Origin of the sequence: Halocatena halophila (assembly GCA_027563145.1) — an archaeon.
Classification (GTDB): Archaea; Halobacteriota; Halobacteria; order Halobacteriales; family Haloarculaceae; genus Halocatena; species Halocatena halophila.
Map to the genome: position 1 here is coordinate 480855 of CP071306.1, position 17541 is coordinate 498395.

16 protein-coding genes are annotated in these 17541 nt (G+C 57.6%); 10 read left to right on the forward strand and 6 right to left on the reverse strand.

Annotated elements, in window-relative coordinates; all coding sequences use genetic code 11:
• Positions 1 to 38: 38 nt before the first annotated feature.
• Together JXQ78_RS02460 and JXQ78_RS02465 are read right to left on the reverse strand one after the other, a co-directional pair.
• The gene (locus JXQ78_RS02460; protein ID WP_330631893.1) at positions 39 to 3911 is read right to left on the reverse strand and encodes a heparinase II/III domain-containing protein; all 3873 of its coding nucleotides are present in this window, start codon (positions 3909 to 3911) and stop codon (positions 39 to 41) included.
• A 180-nt stretch (positions 3912 to 4091) separates the two neighbouring features.
• Complete coding sequence (locus JXQ78_RS02465; RefSeq protein ID WP_330631894.1) at positions 4092 to 4229, reverse strand: hypothetical protein; 138 nt, start codon at positions 4227 to 4229, stop codon at positions 4092 to 4094.
• Between the two features lie 304 nt (positions 4230 to 4533).
• On the opposite strand from JXQ78_RS02465, the gene JXQ78_RS02470 reads away from it, so the two are divergent.
• Positions 4534 to 4953, forward strand: coding sequence for a helix-turn-helix domain-containing protein (locus JXQ78_RS02470; protein WP_330631895.1), 420 nt, complete (start codon positions 4534 to 4536; stop codon positions 4951 to 4953).
• A 69-nt stretch (positions 4954 to 5022) separates the two neighbouring features.
• Positions 5023 to 5160 carry a hypothetical protein gene (locus JXQ78_RS02475; protein ID WP_330631896.1) on the forward strand — a complete coding sequence of 46 codons (138 nt, stop codon included), beginning with the start codon at positions 5023 to 5025 and terminating at the stop codon, positions 5158 to 5160.
• Positions 5161 to 5199: 39 nt separating this feature from the next.
• Here JXQ78_RS02475 and JXQ78_RS02480 read toward each other — a convergent pair whose 3' ends face one another.
• Complete coding sequence (locus tag JXQ78_RS02480) at positions 5200 to 5475, reverse strand: winged helix-turn-helix domain-containing protein (protein ID WP_330631897.1); 276 nt, start codon at positions 5473 to 5475, stop codon at positions 5200 to 5202.
• Between the two features lie 351 nt (positions 5476 to 5826).
• On the opposite strand from JXQ78_RS02480, the gene JXQ78_RS02485 reads away from it, so the two are divergent.
• Complete coding sequence (locus JXQ78_RS02485; protein WP_330631898.1) at positions 5827 to 6822, forward strand: DUF1616 domain-containing protein; 996 nt, start codon at positions 5827 to 5829, stop codon at positions 6820 to 6822.
• 2 nt (positions 6823 to 6824) lie between these two features.
• Positions 6825 to 7361, forward strand: coding sequence for a metal-dependent hydrolase (locus JXQ78_RS02490; protein WP_330631899.1), 537 nt, complete (start codon positions 6825 to 6827; stop codon positions 7359 to 7361).
• 3 nt (positions 7362 to 7364) lie between these two features.
• Here JXQ78_RS02490 and JXQ78_RS02495 read toward each other — a convergent pair whose 3' ends face one another.
• Both JXQ78_RS02495 and JXQ78_RS02500 read right to left on the reverse strand, forming a co-directional pair.
• Entirely contained in the window at positions 7365 to 8957 is a 1593-nt protein-coding gene (locus JXQ78_RS02495; RefSeq protein ID WP_330631900.1) for an alkaline phosphatase family protein, read from the reverse strand.
• 71 nt (positions 8958 to 9028) lie between these two features.
• Positions 9029 to 9592: a DUF7344 domain-containing protein gene (locus JXQ78_RS02500; RefSeq protein ID WP_330631901.1), complete on the reverse strand. Its 564-nt coding sequence runs from the start codon at positions 9590 to 9592 to the stop codon at positions 9029 to 9031.
• 302 nt (positions 9593 to 9894) lie between these two features.
• Between JXQ78_RS02500 and JXQ78_RS02505 the strand changes: the two genes are divergently transcribed.
• The 6 genes from JXQ78_RS02505 (at position 9895) to JXQ78_RS02530 (ending at position 16305) form a co-directional block, all read left to right on the forward strand.
• Positions 9895 to 10920 (forward strand): Gfo/Idh/MocA family oxidoreductase, encoded by a 1026-nt coding sequence (locus JXQ78_RS02505; RefSeq protein WP_330631902.1) that lies wholly within the window; start codon positions 9895 to 9897, stop codon positions 10918 to 10920.
• Positions 10917 to 11903, forward strand: coding sequence for a glycosyltransferase family 2 protein (locus JXQ78_RS02510; RefSeq protein ID WP_330631903.1), 987 nt, complete (start codon positions 10917 to 10919; stop codon positions 11901 to 11903). Before JXQ78_RS02505 ends, JXQ78_RS02510 begins: the two co-directional genes overlap by 4 nt.
• The gene (gene wecB / locus JXQ78_RS02515) at positions 11896 to 12963 is read left to right on the forward strand and encodes a non-hydrolyzing UDP-N-acetylglucosamine 2-epimerase (RefSeq protein ID WP_330631904.1); all 1068 of its coding nucleotides are present in this window, start codon (positions 11896 to 11898) and stop codon (positions 12961 to 12963) included. The genes JXQ78_RS02510 and wecB overlap by 8 nt, the downstream gene beginning before the upstream one ends.
• On the forward strand, positions 12956 to 13897 hold the full coding sequence (locus JXQ78_RS02520) for a polysaccharide deacetylase family protein (protein WP_330631905.1): 942 nt from the start codon (positions 12956 to 12958) through the stop codon (positions 13895 to 13897). Before wecB ends, JXQ78_RS02520 begins: the two co-directional genes overlap by 8 nt.
• Positions 13898 to 13973: 76 nt before the next feature.
• Positions 13974 to 14978, forward strand: coding sequence for a GNAT family N-acetyltransferase (locus JXQ78_RS02525; protein WP_407934054.1), 1005 nt, complete (start codon positions 13974 to 13976; stop codon positions 14976 to 14978).
• A gap of 28 nt (positions 14979 to 15006) precedes the next feature.
• Positions 15007 to 16305 carry an antibiotic ABC transporter permease gene (locus JXQ78_RS02530; RefSeq protein WP_330631907.1) on the forward strand — a complete coding sequence of 433 codons (1299 nt, stop codon included), beginning with the start codon at positions 15007 to 15009 and terminating at the stop codon, positions 16303 to 16305.
• Between the two features lie 37 nt (positions 16306 to 16342).
• On the opposite strand, the gene JXQ78_RS02535 is transcribed toward JXQ78_RS02530, so the two are convergent.
• Positions 16343 to 17356, reverse strand: a complete 1014-nt coding sequence (locus tag JXQ78_RS02535; RefSeq protein WP_330631908.1) for a GNAT family N-acetyltransferase — start codon at positions 17354 to 17356, stop codon at positions 16343 to 16345.
• Positions 17357 to 17541 lie beyond the last annotated feature (185 nt).

Genomic DNA, 17541 nt, shown 5'->3' on the forward strand with positions numbered 1-17541 from the left:
ACTGCACGAACAAATGTACGGCTGTAATGGCTACGAGCTCAGACGTAGCGCTGGGCACTGAGTGGGATGACAGCCTGACCGCCGGGCTCGAGAATGTAGTCGTATCCGTCGTCGGCTGGTTTGTCGATCGTTGGCGTGTTTTTGAGATCGAGCACGAGTCTGGTACCGTCCTTACCAGAGATGCCGTGGATCTCGTATGCGCCGTTCCGGTCGGCAACGCTGTCGGCATAACACCAGCGGCCACAGAGATCAAATCGCTCAAGCGCCGTCTCGTAGGATTGGTCCAGCTCGAGTTCGAGGAAATACCGTTCGGATGGTTGACGACTGAAGTCGGCAACCGTTCCCTCGATCCGTCCGGTTGACAGCGAAAGTAGTTTCGTTCCGTCGTTGTCGACAATCGAAGTGCCTTCGTTGAGATATGCGAACATTCCATCACCGGCGTTCTTAGAGAGGACGGCGAACGCGCCAGTGAACGAAAACTGATCACCAACCACGTGTCGCTCGGTGGGAGCGTTCGTGCTCGCCACGTAATCCGTTCGACCGTTGGCCAACTCCACCGCGACGGCACGAGCGGTTGGATCCGGACCGTCGATCGGAATTCGATGAACTGACTCGACAAACCGTTCGGTGTATGGCTCGATCACACCGGTAAATGTCGAGCTGAGGTCGGTTCCGGACCGCCGTGCCAGAAGGTAAGTGAACGTTTCCGGATTCCCCCACGCCTGTGGTGGATCGCCGCTGGCAAGCGCAACCTCGCTGGCCGGTTCAAGTTGCGTCAGTCGCAACCGAACCGGCTGATCGTACTCCTCGTGGACACCCCAGTAATCAGAAAGCCGCCACTCGACGCTAAACGGCGATGCAGGGTCGCTATCGCGCCGAACGTCGTCGAGGTAGTTGTACCCGTTCCCGACAACCGAATCGTAGGGGGTCGTCTCACCCGGTTCGGGTTTCGGAACACTAGTGCCCGCGTAGGTTCCCGATGGTTGAGATTCGAGTGAGAGGCCAGTCGTCGATACACCAACCGGGGTGTTGTTGGGACGCATCGATGCGGCCGTGCCATCGATCACGAGCGAGTCGAATCTGATCCGGCCGACCTGTTTTGTCCCAATCGCTCCGAAAACACCGATCGAATCCGGAGAAAACGGGGAGAGAGAGGCGCTGTGAGTCGCGATCTGGTTCCCATCGTGTTCGAGACGGATGGTGATCATTCCACCGGCGAGTTCGACTGAAAGCTCTACAGTTGGCGCTGCTCCGTGGGTCTGGTTCGCATAGCCTGCTCGAGTGGTCTCTGCCGTCCGTGTCGAGGCAATCGTCGGATCAACACAAACAGTGCGATAAGATCCCCACTCGTTACGCGCAGGGTAAAACAGCCCTACTCGAATCCGTTGCCCGTCGAAACGACCGAATCCTGCACAGACGTGTCTTCCGTCCTCAGTCTGACCGAGATAGATCGACTGGTTCACCCCTAGCGAGTCTTCGGCGAGCACGGGCCGGACGGTGACCGAAACGCTCGATAGGTGACCGGAGTGAATGACAACTCCCGCCCAGTCCGCAGCTGCTGGTGACGGGCTGGTAACATTGATACCGATATTATCGTCCGTGGCGGTCGTGGTGATCGCACCGTCTCCGTCGCGAATCACCACCGTCCGGTTTTCGTCGATCGGGGCGTGTTCGTCAACCGTCTGTGCCCCATGGAAGCTGTAGAGATGTTCGCTTCCGCCATCGACGCAAAAGAAATCAACCACGTACGCATCGCTCTCGTCAACAGTGATCTGGGCGGTCGTCCGTCGATATTCGTCGGTACTGTCGTAATGGTCTGGTGCGGCGACCGAAAACAGTTGCACCCGGTCGGTGTGGTCGAATCGGCGTGGCATCCCGACCCACGCCTTGTTCTGTGGACGGTCATCGACGACCACCGTGTTGTGCGAAACCGTGTTTTTCGTCCAGTGCATCCGCTTTGGCCACTTTCCAGTTCGTTCGGGATAGCCAAGATCCGGCGTGCAGTCCAGTCCGTGCGCGAACAGGCCAAGATTCAGGGTATCGCGGTGACAGTGCATCGAGCCGTCTGTTCCGTCGATTTCGTAGGCGTTTCGCCCGTAGTACGTCCAGACAGCATTTTTGGCAGCAGTGTTGGCACGCAATCCGGTAAAGCCGAATCCGGCGAGCTGTCTGCTGTCGAGATCCAGGGGTCCATCAGCTGCCATCACGCGTTCGACGCGGTGTAACACGCTGGTGGGCTCCCACTCGAACACCTGCTCACGGAGTCCATCAGTCGAATCGCCGTTTCGGTGGTAGAGCCACTTTGCGAGCTCGTCCGACTGGCTCGAAACACAGGCACCGATCATGGGCTCAACCTCGACCAGTTCGTCGATACCGGGACGACCGGCGGCCTTCGTATCACCGATCGACGGAACGTACCGCCCGTTGAACGCCAGCGCCGGTTCGTTCGTGAACAGTCGGTCGAGCAGCCAGTCGAACGATTGGTCCACGTCCGTTCGCGACAGAATCTCGGTGACATTGCTCACGGCCGTTTTTACCAGACTGTTGTAATGGATTGATCCCTCATCAGGAAAGCCGTCTCGGTCGAACGATTCGAGGATGGTATCGTGAAGATTCCCACCGGACACTTCCCATGTTCCCCATTCGCCGTCCTCATCGAGCTGTTCGAGTCCTCCCTCCTGGAGCAAAAAGTCGATGGCCTCCTGTGAGTATCCATCAGAATCGTCCTGAACGACGGCCGAGAGCGCGAGGGTGGCCTGGTGTGAGCCAACGTTTCCGCGGATTTGTGCAGCTTTAATCGCAGGCAACACCTCCTGGAGAAGATTCGTTTCGATATTTCCACGTATTGCATTGATAGAATCTTTTGATTCGAGACCAGGATAGCTGCTCGCCTGTTTCGAACAGAATGAAACGAGCCTGTCGTCGTCCGCCTGTGCCGGATAGACGGCGTCGTACGCCCGGAGTGGTGCCTTGATCCAGAAGGACTCCCAGATCGAACCGAGCTGTTTTCCCCGACCAGTGCCGCCGTGACTCGGATTCACAAAGCCGTTCACCTCGGTGTAACCGTCATCGAAGTAGCGCGTATCCTGCAACGAAAACGAGGGGTACACATCGGCGAGTCGGTCGAGCAACACTGTGGCAGCCCTGGCGTACTGACAGTCGTTCGTGAACAGATACGCACGCGCAAACGCTTCTAACATCTCCCGACAGCCGTACACGATTGCCCAGTGGTGAGCGTAGGCGACGGGCACCCATTTGGTGTCTGGAGGTCCGAGATCGCCGTTTGTATCGATCCACCCGAGACCGTCGTCAACCCCCCACGACCGTCCCATCTCCGGGTGTCGCTCGTTCACCAGAAGACTTTCATCCGCCCGCTCGGGATCGAACGTGCCGCGTTCGTCGAGACCACTTCGTCGGTACGCCTCAAAATCGTTCGTTGGAAGCGTATACTCTCCGTTCGTCACGGTCCAGCGGGTTTCTGGCGTGGCAACGAAGCTCGTTTCACTGACTGTCTCTGTGAGTGTCCACTCGCCGCTCGTTGGTGGGAGCGTCTGTGCTGGTGGCGCAAGCCAGGCAGCCCGAGGGATATCTTGCGAACCAACATACTGCCATAGCTCTTCGAGACAGAACGTATCGAGTATCTGATCTGCACGTTGGCGGACAGTGGTACTCTCCTGTTGGGCCCAGTCGTAATTACTGACGTTCCAGCGGGCCGCCTTCCGGTTCGATTGCGTGTAGTAGCTTGGGCCACCTTTGGTACCGGTGAGTTGGCCCGCAGCCGGCGTCGTTCCGATGGCGCCCATGCCGACCGCAGCGAGCCCTGACACGCCAAGGAATCCCCGACGTGTCACGTCCAGCAACGCTGTGGTGTCTACAGACGAGTCACCGCACTCATCATCGCTAGTGGGCATACCATCAATATCAAATGGAAACCTCCTTAATTTTTCTATCAATGAATGAGATAGCATCTTGAGTCCATGGTACGGTTCCCCTCGGATTGTGGAAGAAACTCTCTAGCAGTTGTCCCATTCTCCCATTGTGGCGTTGCGTACACTCAATCGCTCACTCTCTGGCGAACGGTCGAAGTACTGTTACACACCAGGTGCAATCCCTGCCAACGCCGCCAGAATGTACAGTCCACAGACCGCTGCAAACAGGAGAATAAACAGGATGAGATAGTCAAACGCTCCCTGAACGGTGGTTGGATTGGGAAACTGCACAGTACTCATTTTGCATCCGAGTCTGGATAATCGTATCGATTTTTATCAGAAATTTATAGTAGGATAGTTCCATTATTTGGTTGTCCTATTTATCAATCAGATTTTGAACGCCACAATACAACTCTCCAGATGTTCACGATGGAATTCTGTCGATCGATGGGAGTAGCCTGCGGTGGGAATCCGCCGGCAGCGAAGTCGATCGAGAGTCTCCCACGCCTTGCTACCATCTTTCTTGAACCTTGCTGTTTCAATCCCGAATAGATCACGTCGCAGAAATACTTAGATTTTTTTACCTATGGATAGTAGTCACTCTATGGACAAACTCGCCGACATTACGGTTGATCGCCTGTTGGAGGCACTCGATGAGGTCGACAGTGCCAAGGCGGCCAAACGGCTGATGATAGCGCTCGCGTACAAGGATGGGGTTTCGGTAGACACGTTGAGCGATCGATACGGGCTCAGCAGATCCACGGTCTATTCCTGGCTAGACCGATTCGAGTACCGGTCGATCGAGTCGGCGATTGAGGACGACTCCCGTCCTGGCCGTCCGCCCAAACTCGACGATGACCAACAGAGTGCAGTCCGCACGGCGCTTGCGAGCGATCCATCTGCATACGACTACGACGCCTCGAAGTGGACCCCTGAGCTGCTCCAGCACCATATCGAATCGGAGTACGACGTTTCGTACTCGCTGGGCCACGTCCGACGAATCATTCGAGAGCTAACCGGCTAGTAATCGTTTGAGTAACTCGGCGTTGTAGGGTGGCAATAACTTTCCACGCAACAGCCGGAGTTGACGACGATGTCTGAGTGGCTCACAGAAAGCGATTGGGAACGGATCACGACGTTTGCAAACGCCAGCATGCACGAGCGGACCCCTGAGTTGCTGTTGCCTGAATCTGCCCGGCCCGAGGAACTGCGGTCGGACGAGGACGACTGAGGCGTTCAGGTGGCGCGCTTTTCACTGGTGGCTCACCGACTACAGAAGGTTCTCTGCTTCGATGGTTTCCCAGATCGCAGTCCCCTCATCAGTAATCCCGTAGACGCGCCCCTTGCGCCGGTCCTCAGACACCAGCAACTCGACCAACTCGCGCTCTTGTAGTCGCCCCAACGCACGCGAGACGTGCGAGATGGAGATGTCGGCGTCTTCGGCAACCTGCGATGGCGTTGCTGGCCCTTCCGCTAGGCGTTGTAGCACTGCTACTCGGTAGTTAGAACTGATCACGAAACTAACTTCGTCCCAGTCTTGTGTCATTGGATACCCTCCATGGTGTCACAGTGTTCCTCACAGCATGCCGTATTCCTCGAAGACGGGTTTAGTAATATAGTACATACCACCGCAAAAAATGATGGACGACTGTGTATTATGTGCCGAGCTGTACGCAACCCCATCTATGATCAGCTGTTTGGTGGGCTGTGTGCCGTGCTTGTTACTAAGGAAACCCTACTGATCGAACTGGCAGCCCCACCAATCCGTTTCAGGGCTTGCAGTAATCGACGTATAACAATGGCTGGCTCGTCCGTTATTCTCAGTTACGACGATGTCCGGTTCAGCGTTTTCCCCGTTCGGTCCGGTTGCCATCGATCACCGCGGAGTGGTCAGTCCATGACCAGTGCAAACGAGACGAGCACATTCGGGGTGCAATCTGGGTATCTCCTCATTGAGGTGCTGCTGGTGGTGTTGTTGGTCGCCATCGCTGACTGGATCGTGCTATCGATGCAGTGGCTCCCCGTGCGGATGCCGGCAGGCCTGTTGCTCATTGGCTTTCTTCCAGGATACTCGCTGTCGACAGTGCTGTTTCCGACGCGTCGATTCCGAACCCGATACGGTGCGCTTGAGCAGTTTGCGCCGGGAATCTCCACGAGCGAACGATTCTGGCTGTCGATTGGGCTGAGTCTGGCGATCGATCCGATCATCGGACTTGGATTGTGGACGCTCGATCCGCAGGGATTCGACGCACAGATCCTGGTGGGCGTGTTTTCGACATTCATCCTCGTCGCGACACTTTACGGCGGAATCAAACGCCGACGTATCGATCCGTCGGATCGGTTCCGGCTTCGTATCGACGTGTGGATTGCCCAGCAGTTGCGCCAACCACCGGTTGGGGGCACACTCGGACGAGTACTGAACGTGGCCGTGATCTGCTCGCTCGTTCTCACAGTAGGCACACTCGGGTATGCACTAACCGTTCCTCAGACCGCAGAGAGTTTCACCACCGTAGAACTGCTCACCGAATCGACCGACGGGTTAGAGCTGGTCGGCAACAGCTCCGATATCGATGAGGGTGAGCCAGTAACGATCCAGATCACCAACCACGAGCAACGCCACCACACCTACACGGTGGTCGTCGTGACTGAACGGGCGCGATACGACGGCACGGAGGTGATCGAAGAGCGCGCCCGTCTCAACGCAGCGGTCCCGGCGGGCGAGCGGCGGCGACTCTCCTATGAGCTTTCGGCTCCTGGTTCGGCCGGAGACCGAGTTCGATTTCTGGTGTACCGAGGGGAGCCACCGGGATCGCCGACGGGCGACAACGCCTATCGGTCGGTTCACATCTGGTTCGACGACGATTCGGCCAGCGTCGGTGCCGACAGCCGCTGAGCATGTGGCCCTGGGATCATCTCGCGCTGGGCTATGTCGGATACTCGGTGTACATCCACAGCCGACGCGGGCGACCACCCGGATCTGCCGAAACCCTGGCACTGGCCATTGGCACGCAGTTTCCAGATCTGCTCGATAAACCACTTGCCTGGCAGTTCCACGTCCTTCCATCCGGAACGACGCTGTTCCATTCTGCATTCACAGCGGTGGGACTCTGTGGGCTCCTCGTATACTTTCATCGGACGCCCGTTTCGGAGGCGTTCGCGCTAGGGTATCTGCTACACCTGCCGGCAGACATGCTGTATCCGGCGCTGATGGGAAACGGCCTCTGGACCTCGTTTCTCTGGTGGCCGCTGGTGGCAAGTGGACCCTCCAGGTCCACCACGTTGCTCTCGAAAACGATGGAGCTGTTCACAGGTGCCCTCGTGCAGGTACAAACGCCGTCGGGATGGGTGTATCTTGTCGTTGAGCTCTGTGTGCTCGGAATTGCTGGTGTGCTCTGGCTGCGTGATGGCCATCCAGGGATCGGCTGGAACTAGTGCTCACTCGATATAACCCAGATCGGCCAATTGATCCTCGATGGACTGATCAGTCGTTGTCGTCCGTGAAGAGGGCTCGAACGGGGGATACTCCTGTTCGCCGCTGGAGGAGACGATCTCCAGGGCGTCGCCATCCATCTCGGACGACGCCGGGACGCCGAGCGTAGCGAGCACGGTTGGGGCAACGTCGAACAGATGCGCACCCTCAAGCGGTGCGGATGCATCGATGGCCGCCCCCTCTGCGGCAATTATTCCAAACCGCTTGTGGTTCCATGGCTCATCCGGCTGGCTGAACTGTTCCGTGCCGATTCGCGTCGAAAGGAACTGATCGAAGTTCGATGGCACCGTCACGATGTCCGGGCCACGGTCTACATGCGGTCCGTGGAAAAACTGTTCGCGGGGTTCGACCGTTTCGAACACCGGATCGCCTGAGGGCGTTTCTACCTCACGCAACGTGCTGATTAGCTCCTTACGAACGTCCTCATATGCCTGTTGAGCGACCGTCCCGTTCGGTTCACGACCGGCAAGGTTGATTCGGACGCCCATCTCCGTCCGTGAACGCATATACGCCGTAGAGCGTTCGAAATTCACCTGCTCGGCCGCCGATGAGATGAGCGTCGACGGAACGCGCTCGGCGACGAACGACCGCAGCCCCATCGTCGAGAGAATCGATTCGATCCGCTGGCTGGTGAGTCCCAGTCGTGCGGCCCCTGTGAGTACCCACTCGATCGGGTGTTGCTCGGGGGTATTTCCCACACCGCCACGCTTTAGCTGGCGCTCTCTGACGCCCGCCCAGGACGGCATTCCACTCCCGCCGTTCGTGGCTGTGACGTACCCTTCGTTTTTGAGAAAATCGTTCACCAGGAACGATCGGCCGTCGTACGGACCAATTCCGTGATCGCTCACCACGAGGACGTTCTGGGGAGAACAGGCCGACAGAATCGACCCAATCTGGGCGTCTACCGCCCGGTAGACGCGTCGGAGCTCCTCCCAGTCACCGGGTCGCTTATGGCAGATCGCGTCCGTCCATTGAAACTGCACAAAGCCGAATTCCGGCTCGAACCGCTCAACGAGATACCGAAACGCATCGCCTCGCATTCTGATACAGTCGGTCGCTTGCTCGACGGTGCCATAGACGCTGTACTCACCAATGGCAGCTTCGAGCTCTGCAAGGAGTCCCTCGGGGTGGCAGGTAGGCGATTCGGGTGCGGTGTAGCCCGGAACGAGTGCGCCATCGAATGGTCGTGGCGGATGGGTGACCGGAACGTTGACGACGACAGAGCTGTAGCCGTGGTGGTCAAGATACTCCCAGAGCGTGCGCCGTCGAACGTGGGTTGCGTTCACGACGGTCCAGTCATAGCCATCGAAGGACAAGAAATCGTAGACGCCGTGCTTTCCGGGATTGACGCCGGTGTACAGGGACGGCCAGGCACTTGCCGTCCAGGGTGGTATCTGTGATTCGAGTGCCCCACTGCAGTTCGAAAACAGTCGTTTGAGGGTGGGGAGATCACCCGCATCGAACTGCGGTTCGAGGACCGACCGACATCCCGCATCGATACCGATCACGACCGTCCGCAGAGACCCCTGTTCGGCCATTACCCGGTTATCGACCGTCGAACCCTTTGTTATGCCATTCTTTCTCGAACGCGCGGGGGCTCTGCTGGTGGTCACTCGTCGTCAGGGGGCGTAATCGGCAACGCTCGACGTTGCTGTCGTTTTGTATACAGATGCACCAACGAGGTGACAGCGAACACGAGGAGAATCAACACACCGACAGCGGTCACCGGAACGAGCGAAAACGGCCCCGTTTCGATAGTTCCGACGGCGAACAACAGCACACAGACGACCGTCATCGATGGATAAACAAGCTCCCAGGGGATCTCCGGTCCGTCCTCTGCCGGTAGATACTTCTCGATCGTCTTAGACGAGGATGTCAGCTCGACCCTCCCAGAATCACTGTCATACGTGACGATCCCGGCCTCCTCGAGCTTCGGGACGTGGGTCTGATACAACGAAACGTACGCTCGCTTGCGTTGTTGCTCGCTCAGTGAATCGACTGTCGTGTCGTACTCCCAGGCCGCAACGTGGTCTGCAAGGTTGGTCAACTCGATCCCAGAGGACTCACTGCGGAGATAATGAAGGACGTACCGACGTCGAGGACTGCTCAGTAGATCGAAAACGGTGTCCTGCGACAGCGACTCCGAACTACCAGTTGTTTCGTTTTGTGACATACGAACTCCTTGCCCTCGCCGCCAGGACACAGTGTACTGCCACCGCGTCCTTTGTTACGATCGACCTACGGTCTATAGGGTCACGTTACTCGAGACGAAGATGGTCCGTATGACGACCAGCGAAGGCACCAGTAGACAATACATTCAGCAGTCGGGAATATTCACGAAGCTCCACCTTACTCGATGAACACTGAGAATAACAAAGCAGTGGGCTGGAGTGATGTTTCTCGTATGGCGTTACATCCACAATGCGACGTGTACGGCATCGTCCACGTAGTTGAACCACCAGGTTGGAGATAACCATGACAGAACGCATCTCAGTCGGAGTGATCGGTGTGGGCTCGATGGGTGCCCATCACGCACGCGCCTACACTGAACTCCCACAGACGACGCTCGTTGGAATTGCCGATCAGGATACCGACGCTGCCACATCGGTGGCTGCGGAGTATGGCACACAGGTCCTTGAACAGTCGGCGCTGTTAGACCGCGTTGATGCGGTTTCAATTGCAGTTCCGACGGCTGCTCACGCAGAGGTTGCTCGCTTGGCGATCGATGCTGGCGTCGACATCCTGATCGAAAAGCCGTTCGTTCGCGATCCGGCCGTCGGCCGGGATCTGATCGAGCGAGCCAATGAAAACGACGTGTTGATTCAGGTTGGTCACGTCGAGCGATTCAATCCGGCGATTCAGACGCTGAGTGACGTGCTGGCTGACCGTGACGTGATTGCGGTCGATGCTCGACGACTTGGACCACCTGTCGATCGCTCCATCGATCGCTCTGTGGCCTACGATCTGATGATCCATGACGTGGACATACTGCTGGCGCTGCTCGAGGGCGCACCCCAGTCAATCAGCGCGGTCGGCTGTCACAACAACCGCCACGTTACCTCGACGCTCCAGTTCGATCAGGAAATCGTAGGGACGGTAACGGCAAGTCGGCTCACCCAGCAGAAAGTTCGTGAGTGCTGGATCACAGCCAGCGACTGTCTGGTTGTGGTTGATTACATCGAACAGACCGTCCAGATCCATCGTCACTCCGTCCCGGAGTACGTCGACACCGACGACGGCGTCCGATATCGACACGAATCGATAACGGAGCGACCGACAGTCGAGAGCGGTGAGCCACTGAAAAACGAACTGGAGGCGTTCGCTGAGGCCGTTCGAGAACGGAGTGATCCACCGGTGAGTGGCGTCGACGGGCTGCGTGCCGTCGAAGTGGTACGACGCATCGACTCACTCGCGACAGATCCGACGAGCGCCATTCCTGGTAGCTCTGGCGGAGGACAACCTATTGACACCAGCGGCCTTGACTTTTCAGGAGGTGTGTGACAGTGTATCAAGACCACACTGTTGGCGTTGTTGTGACCGCGTATAACGAGGAACCGTTCATCGGAGACGTAATCGAGAGCGTTCCCGAGTTCGTCGATCGGGTGTACGTCGTTGATGACTGCTCAAGCGATGGCACCTGGGAGGCAATCACCGAACACGTGACACCAGCCACGCGGCCTGAGCGTGCCCCAATTCCGGATGGAGGCCAGCACGGCGACGGTCGCGTGGTGGCCATCCGTCACACGACCAACCAGGGTGTTGGAGGCGCAATCAAAAGCGGCTTCGAACGCGCACTCGAAGACAATCTCGACGTGGTCGCCGTCATGGATGGCGACGGGCAGATGGACCCCGGACAGCTAGAACGACTCCTCGATCCAATCGTGGAGGGGCCTGCCCACTACGCGAAAGGCAACCGTCTCTCTCAGGTCGAGCACGTCGACGCTATGTCGCCATTCCGGCTGTTCGGGAACATCCTACTGACAGCGCTCACCAGAATTGTCAGCGGCTACTGGCGAATGCGCGACCCACAGAATGGCTACAACGCCATCGACACCGAGTTGCTCCACCGGATTGAGTTCGACCGGCTCCACGACCGGTATGGATTTCGGAACGATCTGTTGATCCACCTTGGCGCACACGGCGCAACCGTTGCGGACGTCTCGATGCCGGCAGTGTACGGCGACGAACGGAGCCACATCCGGCTTACGACGTTCGTTCCAGCGCTTTCATGGCTGCTGGCGAGACGGTTTTTCTGGCGGCTCCAGGCCGATCAGAATCAACCATCAGTCGGCTCACCGTCGGCGGCGCTCGTGCTCAGCCTGCTGACCAGCCTCTCGATGGTTGTCCGGCTTCGGCGGCGAGATCGAACGCCAAGGTGGCTCACGAGCCTCATTACGACATTGAGCTGCCTGCTGATGATGTCGACAGTCGTGGAAGATCGCTACGCGAACGACGAAACGATTACGATTGGGAATCATGAGTAAACGTGTCCTTTCGGTCGTCGGTGCACGACCACAGTTCATCAAGGCGTTTCCGGTGTCGGCCGCATTAGCCGACAGACACGACGAAATCATCGTCCACACCGGACAGCACTACGACACGTGTCTGTCCGACGTGTTCTTCGAAGAGCTGGCCATTCCCGAGCCGGCGTACAATCTCGGGGTGGGCTCTGGCACCCACGCCGAGCAGACCGCACAGATGATGATGGAGCTCGATCAGGTGCTCGATGCCGAATCGCCGGACGTAGTGATGGTGTACGGTGACACCAACTCCACGCTTGCGGGTGCGCTGGTGGCAGCCAAACGATCGAGTGCGCTCGTCCACGTCGAGGCTGGGCTGCGATCGAACAACCGATCGATGCCAGAAGAACACAACCGGATCGCCACGGACCATCTCGCGGACGTGTTGATCGCCCCGACGACAGAAGCGGTCGAAACGCTCGAATCGGAGGATGTTGACGGAGCAATCCACGAAACCGGCGACGTGATGTACGACGCCCTGTTGCGGGTCCGCGAACGGGCGGCCTCCGTGTCGGAGATTCGTTCGGATCTGGGGGTGACCGAAGACGAGTACGTGCTCGCAACGGTTCACCGGGCCGGCAACACGGCTGACAGATCGCGTCTTCGCAACATCATTGAGGGGCTTGCTCAATCGCCATTGCCTGTTGTGGTGCCGCTGCATCCACGAACCGAGGCCGCACTGACCGAGTACGGCCTCTATGGGGCTGCCACCGAGCAACTCCAGATCGTCGATCCGGTTGGCTATCTCGATTTCGTTCACTTGCTCGATGGAGCCAGACTGGTTGCAACCGACTCCGGTGGCGTCCAGCGCGAGGCGTTCCATCTCGATGTCCCGTGTGTGACGATGCGAGACGAAACGGAGTGGACAAAAACGATCGACTGTGGCTGGAACACGCTTGTCGGTGCCGACCGCGATCGGATCGCGACGGCGGTCGCCGAGATGGTGCCACCGCGGTCGAAGCCACAACCGTACGGTAACGGTAACGCAGCGAATCTGGTTGCAGAGGTGATCACGAATGCGTAAGGACGTACGCGAAACACTCGGCCACCCGTTCGCACTGTGTCTCACACACGATGTGGACCGGCCGTACAAATCATGGCCACAGTCGGTGTACTACGCGCTAACCGATCCGGATCCATCGCATCTCCTATCGATGGTCCCTGGACAGAACCCCTACTGGCAGTTCGAGACGATCATGGCGATCGAAAAGTCTCTTGGCGTTAGATCGGCGTTCTACTTCCTGAACGAGCCCGATCTGTTCACAGAAAAATCCCTGGTCGCCTGGACGCAATCGGAAAACTGGATCCAGCAGTTCGGTCGATACGATATCACCGACTCACAGATCGCCTCGATCATTCGAACGCTCGATTCTGGCGGCTGGGAGATCGGTCTGCACGGTTCGTATCAGTCCTACCGCGATCAGTTCCGACTGGCCTACGAAAAGGCGGTGCTTGAGTCGATACTGGGCGATACGATTCGTGGCGGTAGACAGCATTATCTCAATCTGGATCGATCCCAGACCTGGCGCTATCACGCCGAGATGGGGCTTCAGTACGACGCCAGCCTGGGCTCAAGCACGGAGTTCGGATTCACCCACGGATACGGTGTCAAACGACCGTTTGACGACAGCTTCGTCGTCTTTCCGTTGACAGCGATGGAGGTGGCACTTCCAGATCCGGACGAATCGCCCGAAAAAGCGCGACGAGAGTGCGAGCAGTTGCTAGCTGAAGCCCACGAGAACGGAGCAGTGATGACCGTACTCTGGCACCTCAGATACTTCAACGAGCGGGAGTTTCCGGGCTACGCCGATCTGTACCGCTATATCGTCGAGCGTGCGAGAGAGCTCGACGCCTGGATCGGCCCGCCAGGAGAGCTGTATCCCCACCTCGTCGAAGCGTCCGTCGACGGATTGCAGGAGGAAGCCCAGGGAAATAAAATACTGCGTGATACGGCATGAGATCGACCACACGCCGCCAGTATCACGCGATCGACCGACACACACGACACAGGAGCCACCAATGAGCTCATCATCAATCGACAGCCGCGAACTGACGCTCGAGGAGTACAGCGAGGCACTGCCATCGAACGGAACAGAAGTGTTCCACAGCCCAGCAGCCCTGTCGGCGATAGAATCACACACCGACAGTGAGTTGCGTGTGTACGGCGGGTTCAAGGGCGATCAAGCGGTGGCACTCTTGCCGGTGTTCGTCGCCGAGAAGGCCATCGGACGGATCGTTACGTCGCCACCACCGTCGATGTCGATCCCACGGCTTGGCCCGCTGTTGTTGACCAACAGCCCGAAGCAACGGAAAATCGAATCCGTAAACGAGGGGTTTACGGCGTCCGTTCTGGACGATCTTGGGGTGAACGAGCGACTCACCCTGTTTAGAATGGTTTGTCCTCGAAACTACGGAGACCCACGCCCCTTCCAGTGGAATCGACTGGACGTGTCTCCGGAGTTTACCTACGTGCTTGATCTCTCCGATCACACCGATGAGACGGTGATGGAGCCGTTCAGTCGGAGCCTCAGAAACGAGATGCGACGCGGTGAAGAAACTGACATCTCGGTTGCGATTGAGGGGCGTGGAGCAGCAAAACGAATCTGGAAATCGGTGCAGGACCATTTCACAGCACAGGGCATCCAGAGCACGCTGAGCTGGGAATTCATCGCCGAACTGCTTGGTGCGCTTCCGGAAAACCATCGGGTGTACGTTGCACGCGAGCCGGATGGGACGTTCTCGAGTGGCATTATCGTGCTGTACTCGAACGACACGGCGTACTTCTGGCTCGGTGGTATCCAGGAAACGTACGACGGAATCAGCGTCAACAGCCTGCTTCACCGAACCGTCATCGAAGATATCGTTTCCGAACCGTCACTGGAGTCGATCACGAGATACGATCTCGTCGGCGCGAACACCGAACGGCTCTGTCAGTACAAGGGGAAGTTCAGCGGCGATCTCATCCCCTACTACGTCGTCGAATCGGGCGGTCCAGAGATGGCGCTTGCAAAGGGAGCCTATGAGCTCACCGCACGGTGACGATTGCCTGTCAGCGACCACACCAATCATGACACAACGAATTCCAGCCCATACGGCCGAACGATCCGCGGTTGAGGATGAGCGACAGCTCATGGATCGATTGCGAGAGACACTCGCGTTCGCCCGTGCGCGCGACTATCGCGGATGGGATTACGGCGACGGCATGTCCTCACGACTGCTGAAGTGGCTTCCGATTGACAACAAATGGCTCAATATTGCCGTACAGGAGCTGGCAAAGCGGCCACCGGTCAACCTGCGGCCGCTGTTGCTCGTCGAACAGAAACGAAACTACAAGGGAACTGCCCTGTTTGCGATGTCGAATCTCAACATGGCGCGGCTGCTCGGCGAGTTCGACGACGCCGACTCTGATGGCATCGATCTGGCGGCGACAGCAACGAACGGTCATCAGGCAAATCAGGACAAAAGCGGGGTGAACTACACGAAAGAAGCCTACGATCTGAACGAGTGGCTGATCGCCAACCGGAGTGTCGGCTATCACGGGTTCTGTGGGGGGCACAAACATCCGATCCAGCATCTCGACGGAAAAGGCCTCCCGAACGATCCGGACATCGTTTCGACCTCGTTTGCGGTCAAATCACTGCTGTCGGCCGCCCCGCTCGATCCGATGTATCCATCAATTGCGAAAACGGCGTCGGACTTTCTCATTGAGGATCTGAACTACCGATCGGTCGATGATGGTGCACGGATCGATTATCACTTCAACCATCCATCGGACGCGTACACGATCAACGCCGGTGCGATCGGGGCGCGAATGTTGATCGATCTGTACGCCTACTTCGACGACGAACGACTCCGGGAACGCGCCGAAGGTATCCTCGATCACGTGGTGGATCTACAGACAGACATTGGTGGCTGGACGTATCGAGAGCCACCGTCGGCGTCGCATCTATCGATGGACAACCACCACAACGGGTTCATCGTTGAGGCGTTGCTCCGATACCGGGAGGTAACCGGCAGCGACCGGTACAACGAGACGATCGATTCGTCGCTCTCGTTCTATCGAAACACGTTGTTCGATCCGTCAGGCGCGCCAAACTGGGACGAAACCAGCACCTACCCTCGTGACATTCACGCAAGCGCACAGGGAATACTGGTGTTTACTTACTCCGGCAATCTCGACTTCGCCCGGCGTATCATCGCCTGGACGCTTGATCAGCTCTACCGCGGCGAGGGACAGTTTTACTACCGGAAACACCGACTCTACACCACTCGAATTACGCTGATGCGGTGGTGTCAAGCGTGGATGGCGTATGCGATTTCGGAGTATCTGCGAGCGCTCAAAAACGGAGCCAATCCAACGCTGTGATTGTGGCGGGCAGTTGTACCCTTTTCATTCGGTTTGTTCACGTTCTCCGCTGGAGCCACCGGTACCCACGCGCGAGTGCGGTCGTAATCGATGAACCCTGTTCGATGCTGTAGAACGATTCGAGGTCGGGATTGAACTTTGCCTTATACCGGTTGATGCGCCGATTGTCGGCTCCGACCAGATCATAGCCCGTCCGGCCCCGGTCGATTGCATCGGCCATGATCTGCCAGTCGAGGAGATCGTTGATCGGGATGTCGGTGTCCGAATCCGTCCGCACACCGCCCTGCCATCGGTACACTGTCGTCCCGTCATCGAGTACTACCACGCCGCCCAGAAACGAGCCATCAGCCTCGAGAACGTAAGGCCGAACGACACCGTCGGGGAGCTCTGTCGCCAGCGTCTCGACGAAATCCGGTGTGATAGCGAACTCGATTCCCTGTCGTGCATATCGGGCTGCAACCTGCTCGACGATCGGTTGGAGATCTCCGATTTCGCCCTCCCGGACGCTTTTCAATCCGTCTTCGTTATCGCGGATGTTGCTTCGTGCATCCCGACTGAACGACATCAATAGATCGTCTTCGTCAGTATCGAGATCGACGAGATACGTATACGACGGACGGACGGTACAGTCGTTCCAGATGAACGGCCTGAGATCCTCGAAGCTGCCGTGGAGACGCATGTGACCATACCGGGGATTGAACGCAGACTCTGCCCATTCGAGAGATTTTTCAACGAAATCGTGGAGGCGGCGCTCGCGCTTTCGTTGCTTGAGTCCATTATTCTCGAGCAGTGCCGGACCGAGATAGGCGATTCGAAGGGCAGGCGGCGGCGAAAACGCGAGCTGCACTGGTCCTCGCGATAGCTCGAACACTGGAAACAGCCCGATCGGCTCCTCACCTTTGTATCCAACCAGGGGGTGGACCGTTCCATTGCTGTGGTCTGCCTGAATGCGGAGCGATTCGTACTGATGGAACGGACACGTCTGTCCGGAGCGCTCGACGAGATCGTTCCACGTCTCGGGGTCGGGATCGGACTCGATTGTTATCCCCATATCACTGCCGGAAATTGTGCCTCCAGAACCCTGTCCCTTTTTATTACGACACTGAATTGATCGGAACTATGAAACGTATTTTTCACAGTTCGTGAGCGCCGTGATCTGACCGGCCAGGAGACAGTTTTCTCAAGAATCCTTATCACAACGCTATTCGTATCGACAATTAATTACAAGTGAGTTCC

Bases quoted from the DNA above. Each gene is read 5' to 3' on its own strand.
- JXQ78_RS02460 (WP_330631893.1), bottom strand. From the start codon at position 3,911: ATGCCCACTAGCGATGATGAGTGCGGTGACTCGTCTGTAGACACCACA.
- JXQ78_RS02465 (WP_330631894.1), bottom strand. From the start codon at position 4,229: ATGAGTACTGTGCAGTTTCCCAATCCAACCACCGTTCAGGGAGCGTTT.
- JXQ78_RS02470 (WP_330631895.1), top strand. From the start codon at position 4,534: ATGGACAAACTCGCCGACATTACGGTTGATCGCCTGTTGGAGGCACTC.
- JXQ78_RS02475 (WP_330631896.1), top strand. From the start codon at position 5,023: ATGTCTGAGTGGCTCACAGAAAGCGATTGGGAACGGATCACGACGTTT.
- JXQ78_RS02480 (WP_330631897.1), bottom strand. From the start codon at position 5,475: ATGACACAAGACTGGGACGAAGTTAGTTTCGTGATCAGTTCTAACTAC.
- JXQ78_RS02485 (WP_330631898.1), top strand. From the start codon at position 5,827: ATGACCAGTGCAAACGAGACGAGCACATTCGGGGTGCAATCTGGGTAT.
- JXQ78_RS02490 (WP_330631899.1), top strand. From the start codon at position 6,825: ATGTGGCCCTGGGATCATCTCGCGCTGGGCTATGTCGGATACTCGGTG.
- JXQ78_RS02495 (WP_330631900.1), bottom strand. From the start codon at position 8,957: ATGGCCGAACAGGGGTCTCTGCGGACGGTCGTGATCGGTATCGATGCG.
- JXQ78_RS02500 (WP_330631901.1), bottom strand. From the start codon at position 9,592: ATGTCACAAAACGAAACAACTGGTAGTTCGGAGTCGCTGTCGCAGGAC.
- JXQ78_RS02505 (WP_330631902.1), top strand. From the start codon at position 9,895: ATGACAGAACGCATCTCAGTCGGAGTGATCGGTGTGGGCTCGATGGGT.
- wecB (WP_330631904.1), top strand. From the start codon at position 11,896: ATGAGTAAACGTGTCCTTTCGGTCGTCGGTGCACGACCACAGTTCATC.
- JXQ78_RS02520 (WP_330631905.1), top strand. From the start codon at position 12,956: ATGCGTAAGGACGTACGCGAAACACTCGGCCACCCGTTCGCACTGTGT.
- JXQ78_RS02530 (WP_330631907.1), top strand. From the start codon at position 15,007: ATGACACAACGAATTCCAGCCCATACGGCCGAACGATCCGCGGTTGAG.
- JXQ78_RS02535 (WP_330631908.1), bottom strand. From the start codon at position 17,356: ATGGGGATAACAATCGAGTCCGATCCCGACCCCGAGACGTGGAACGAT.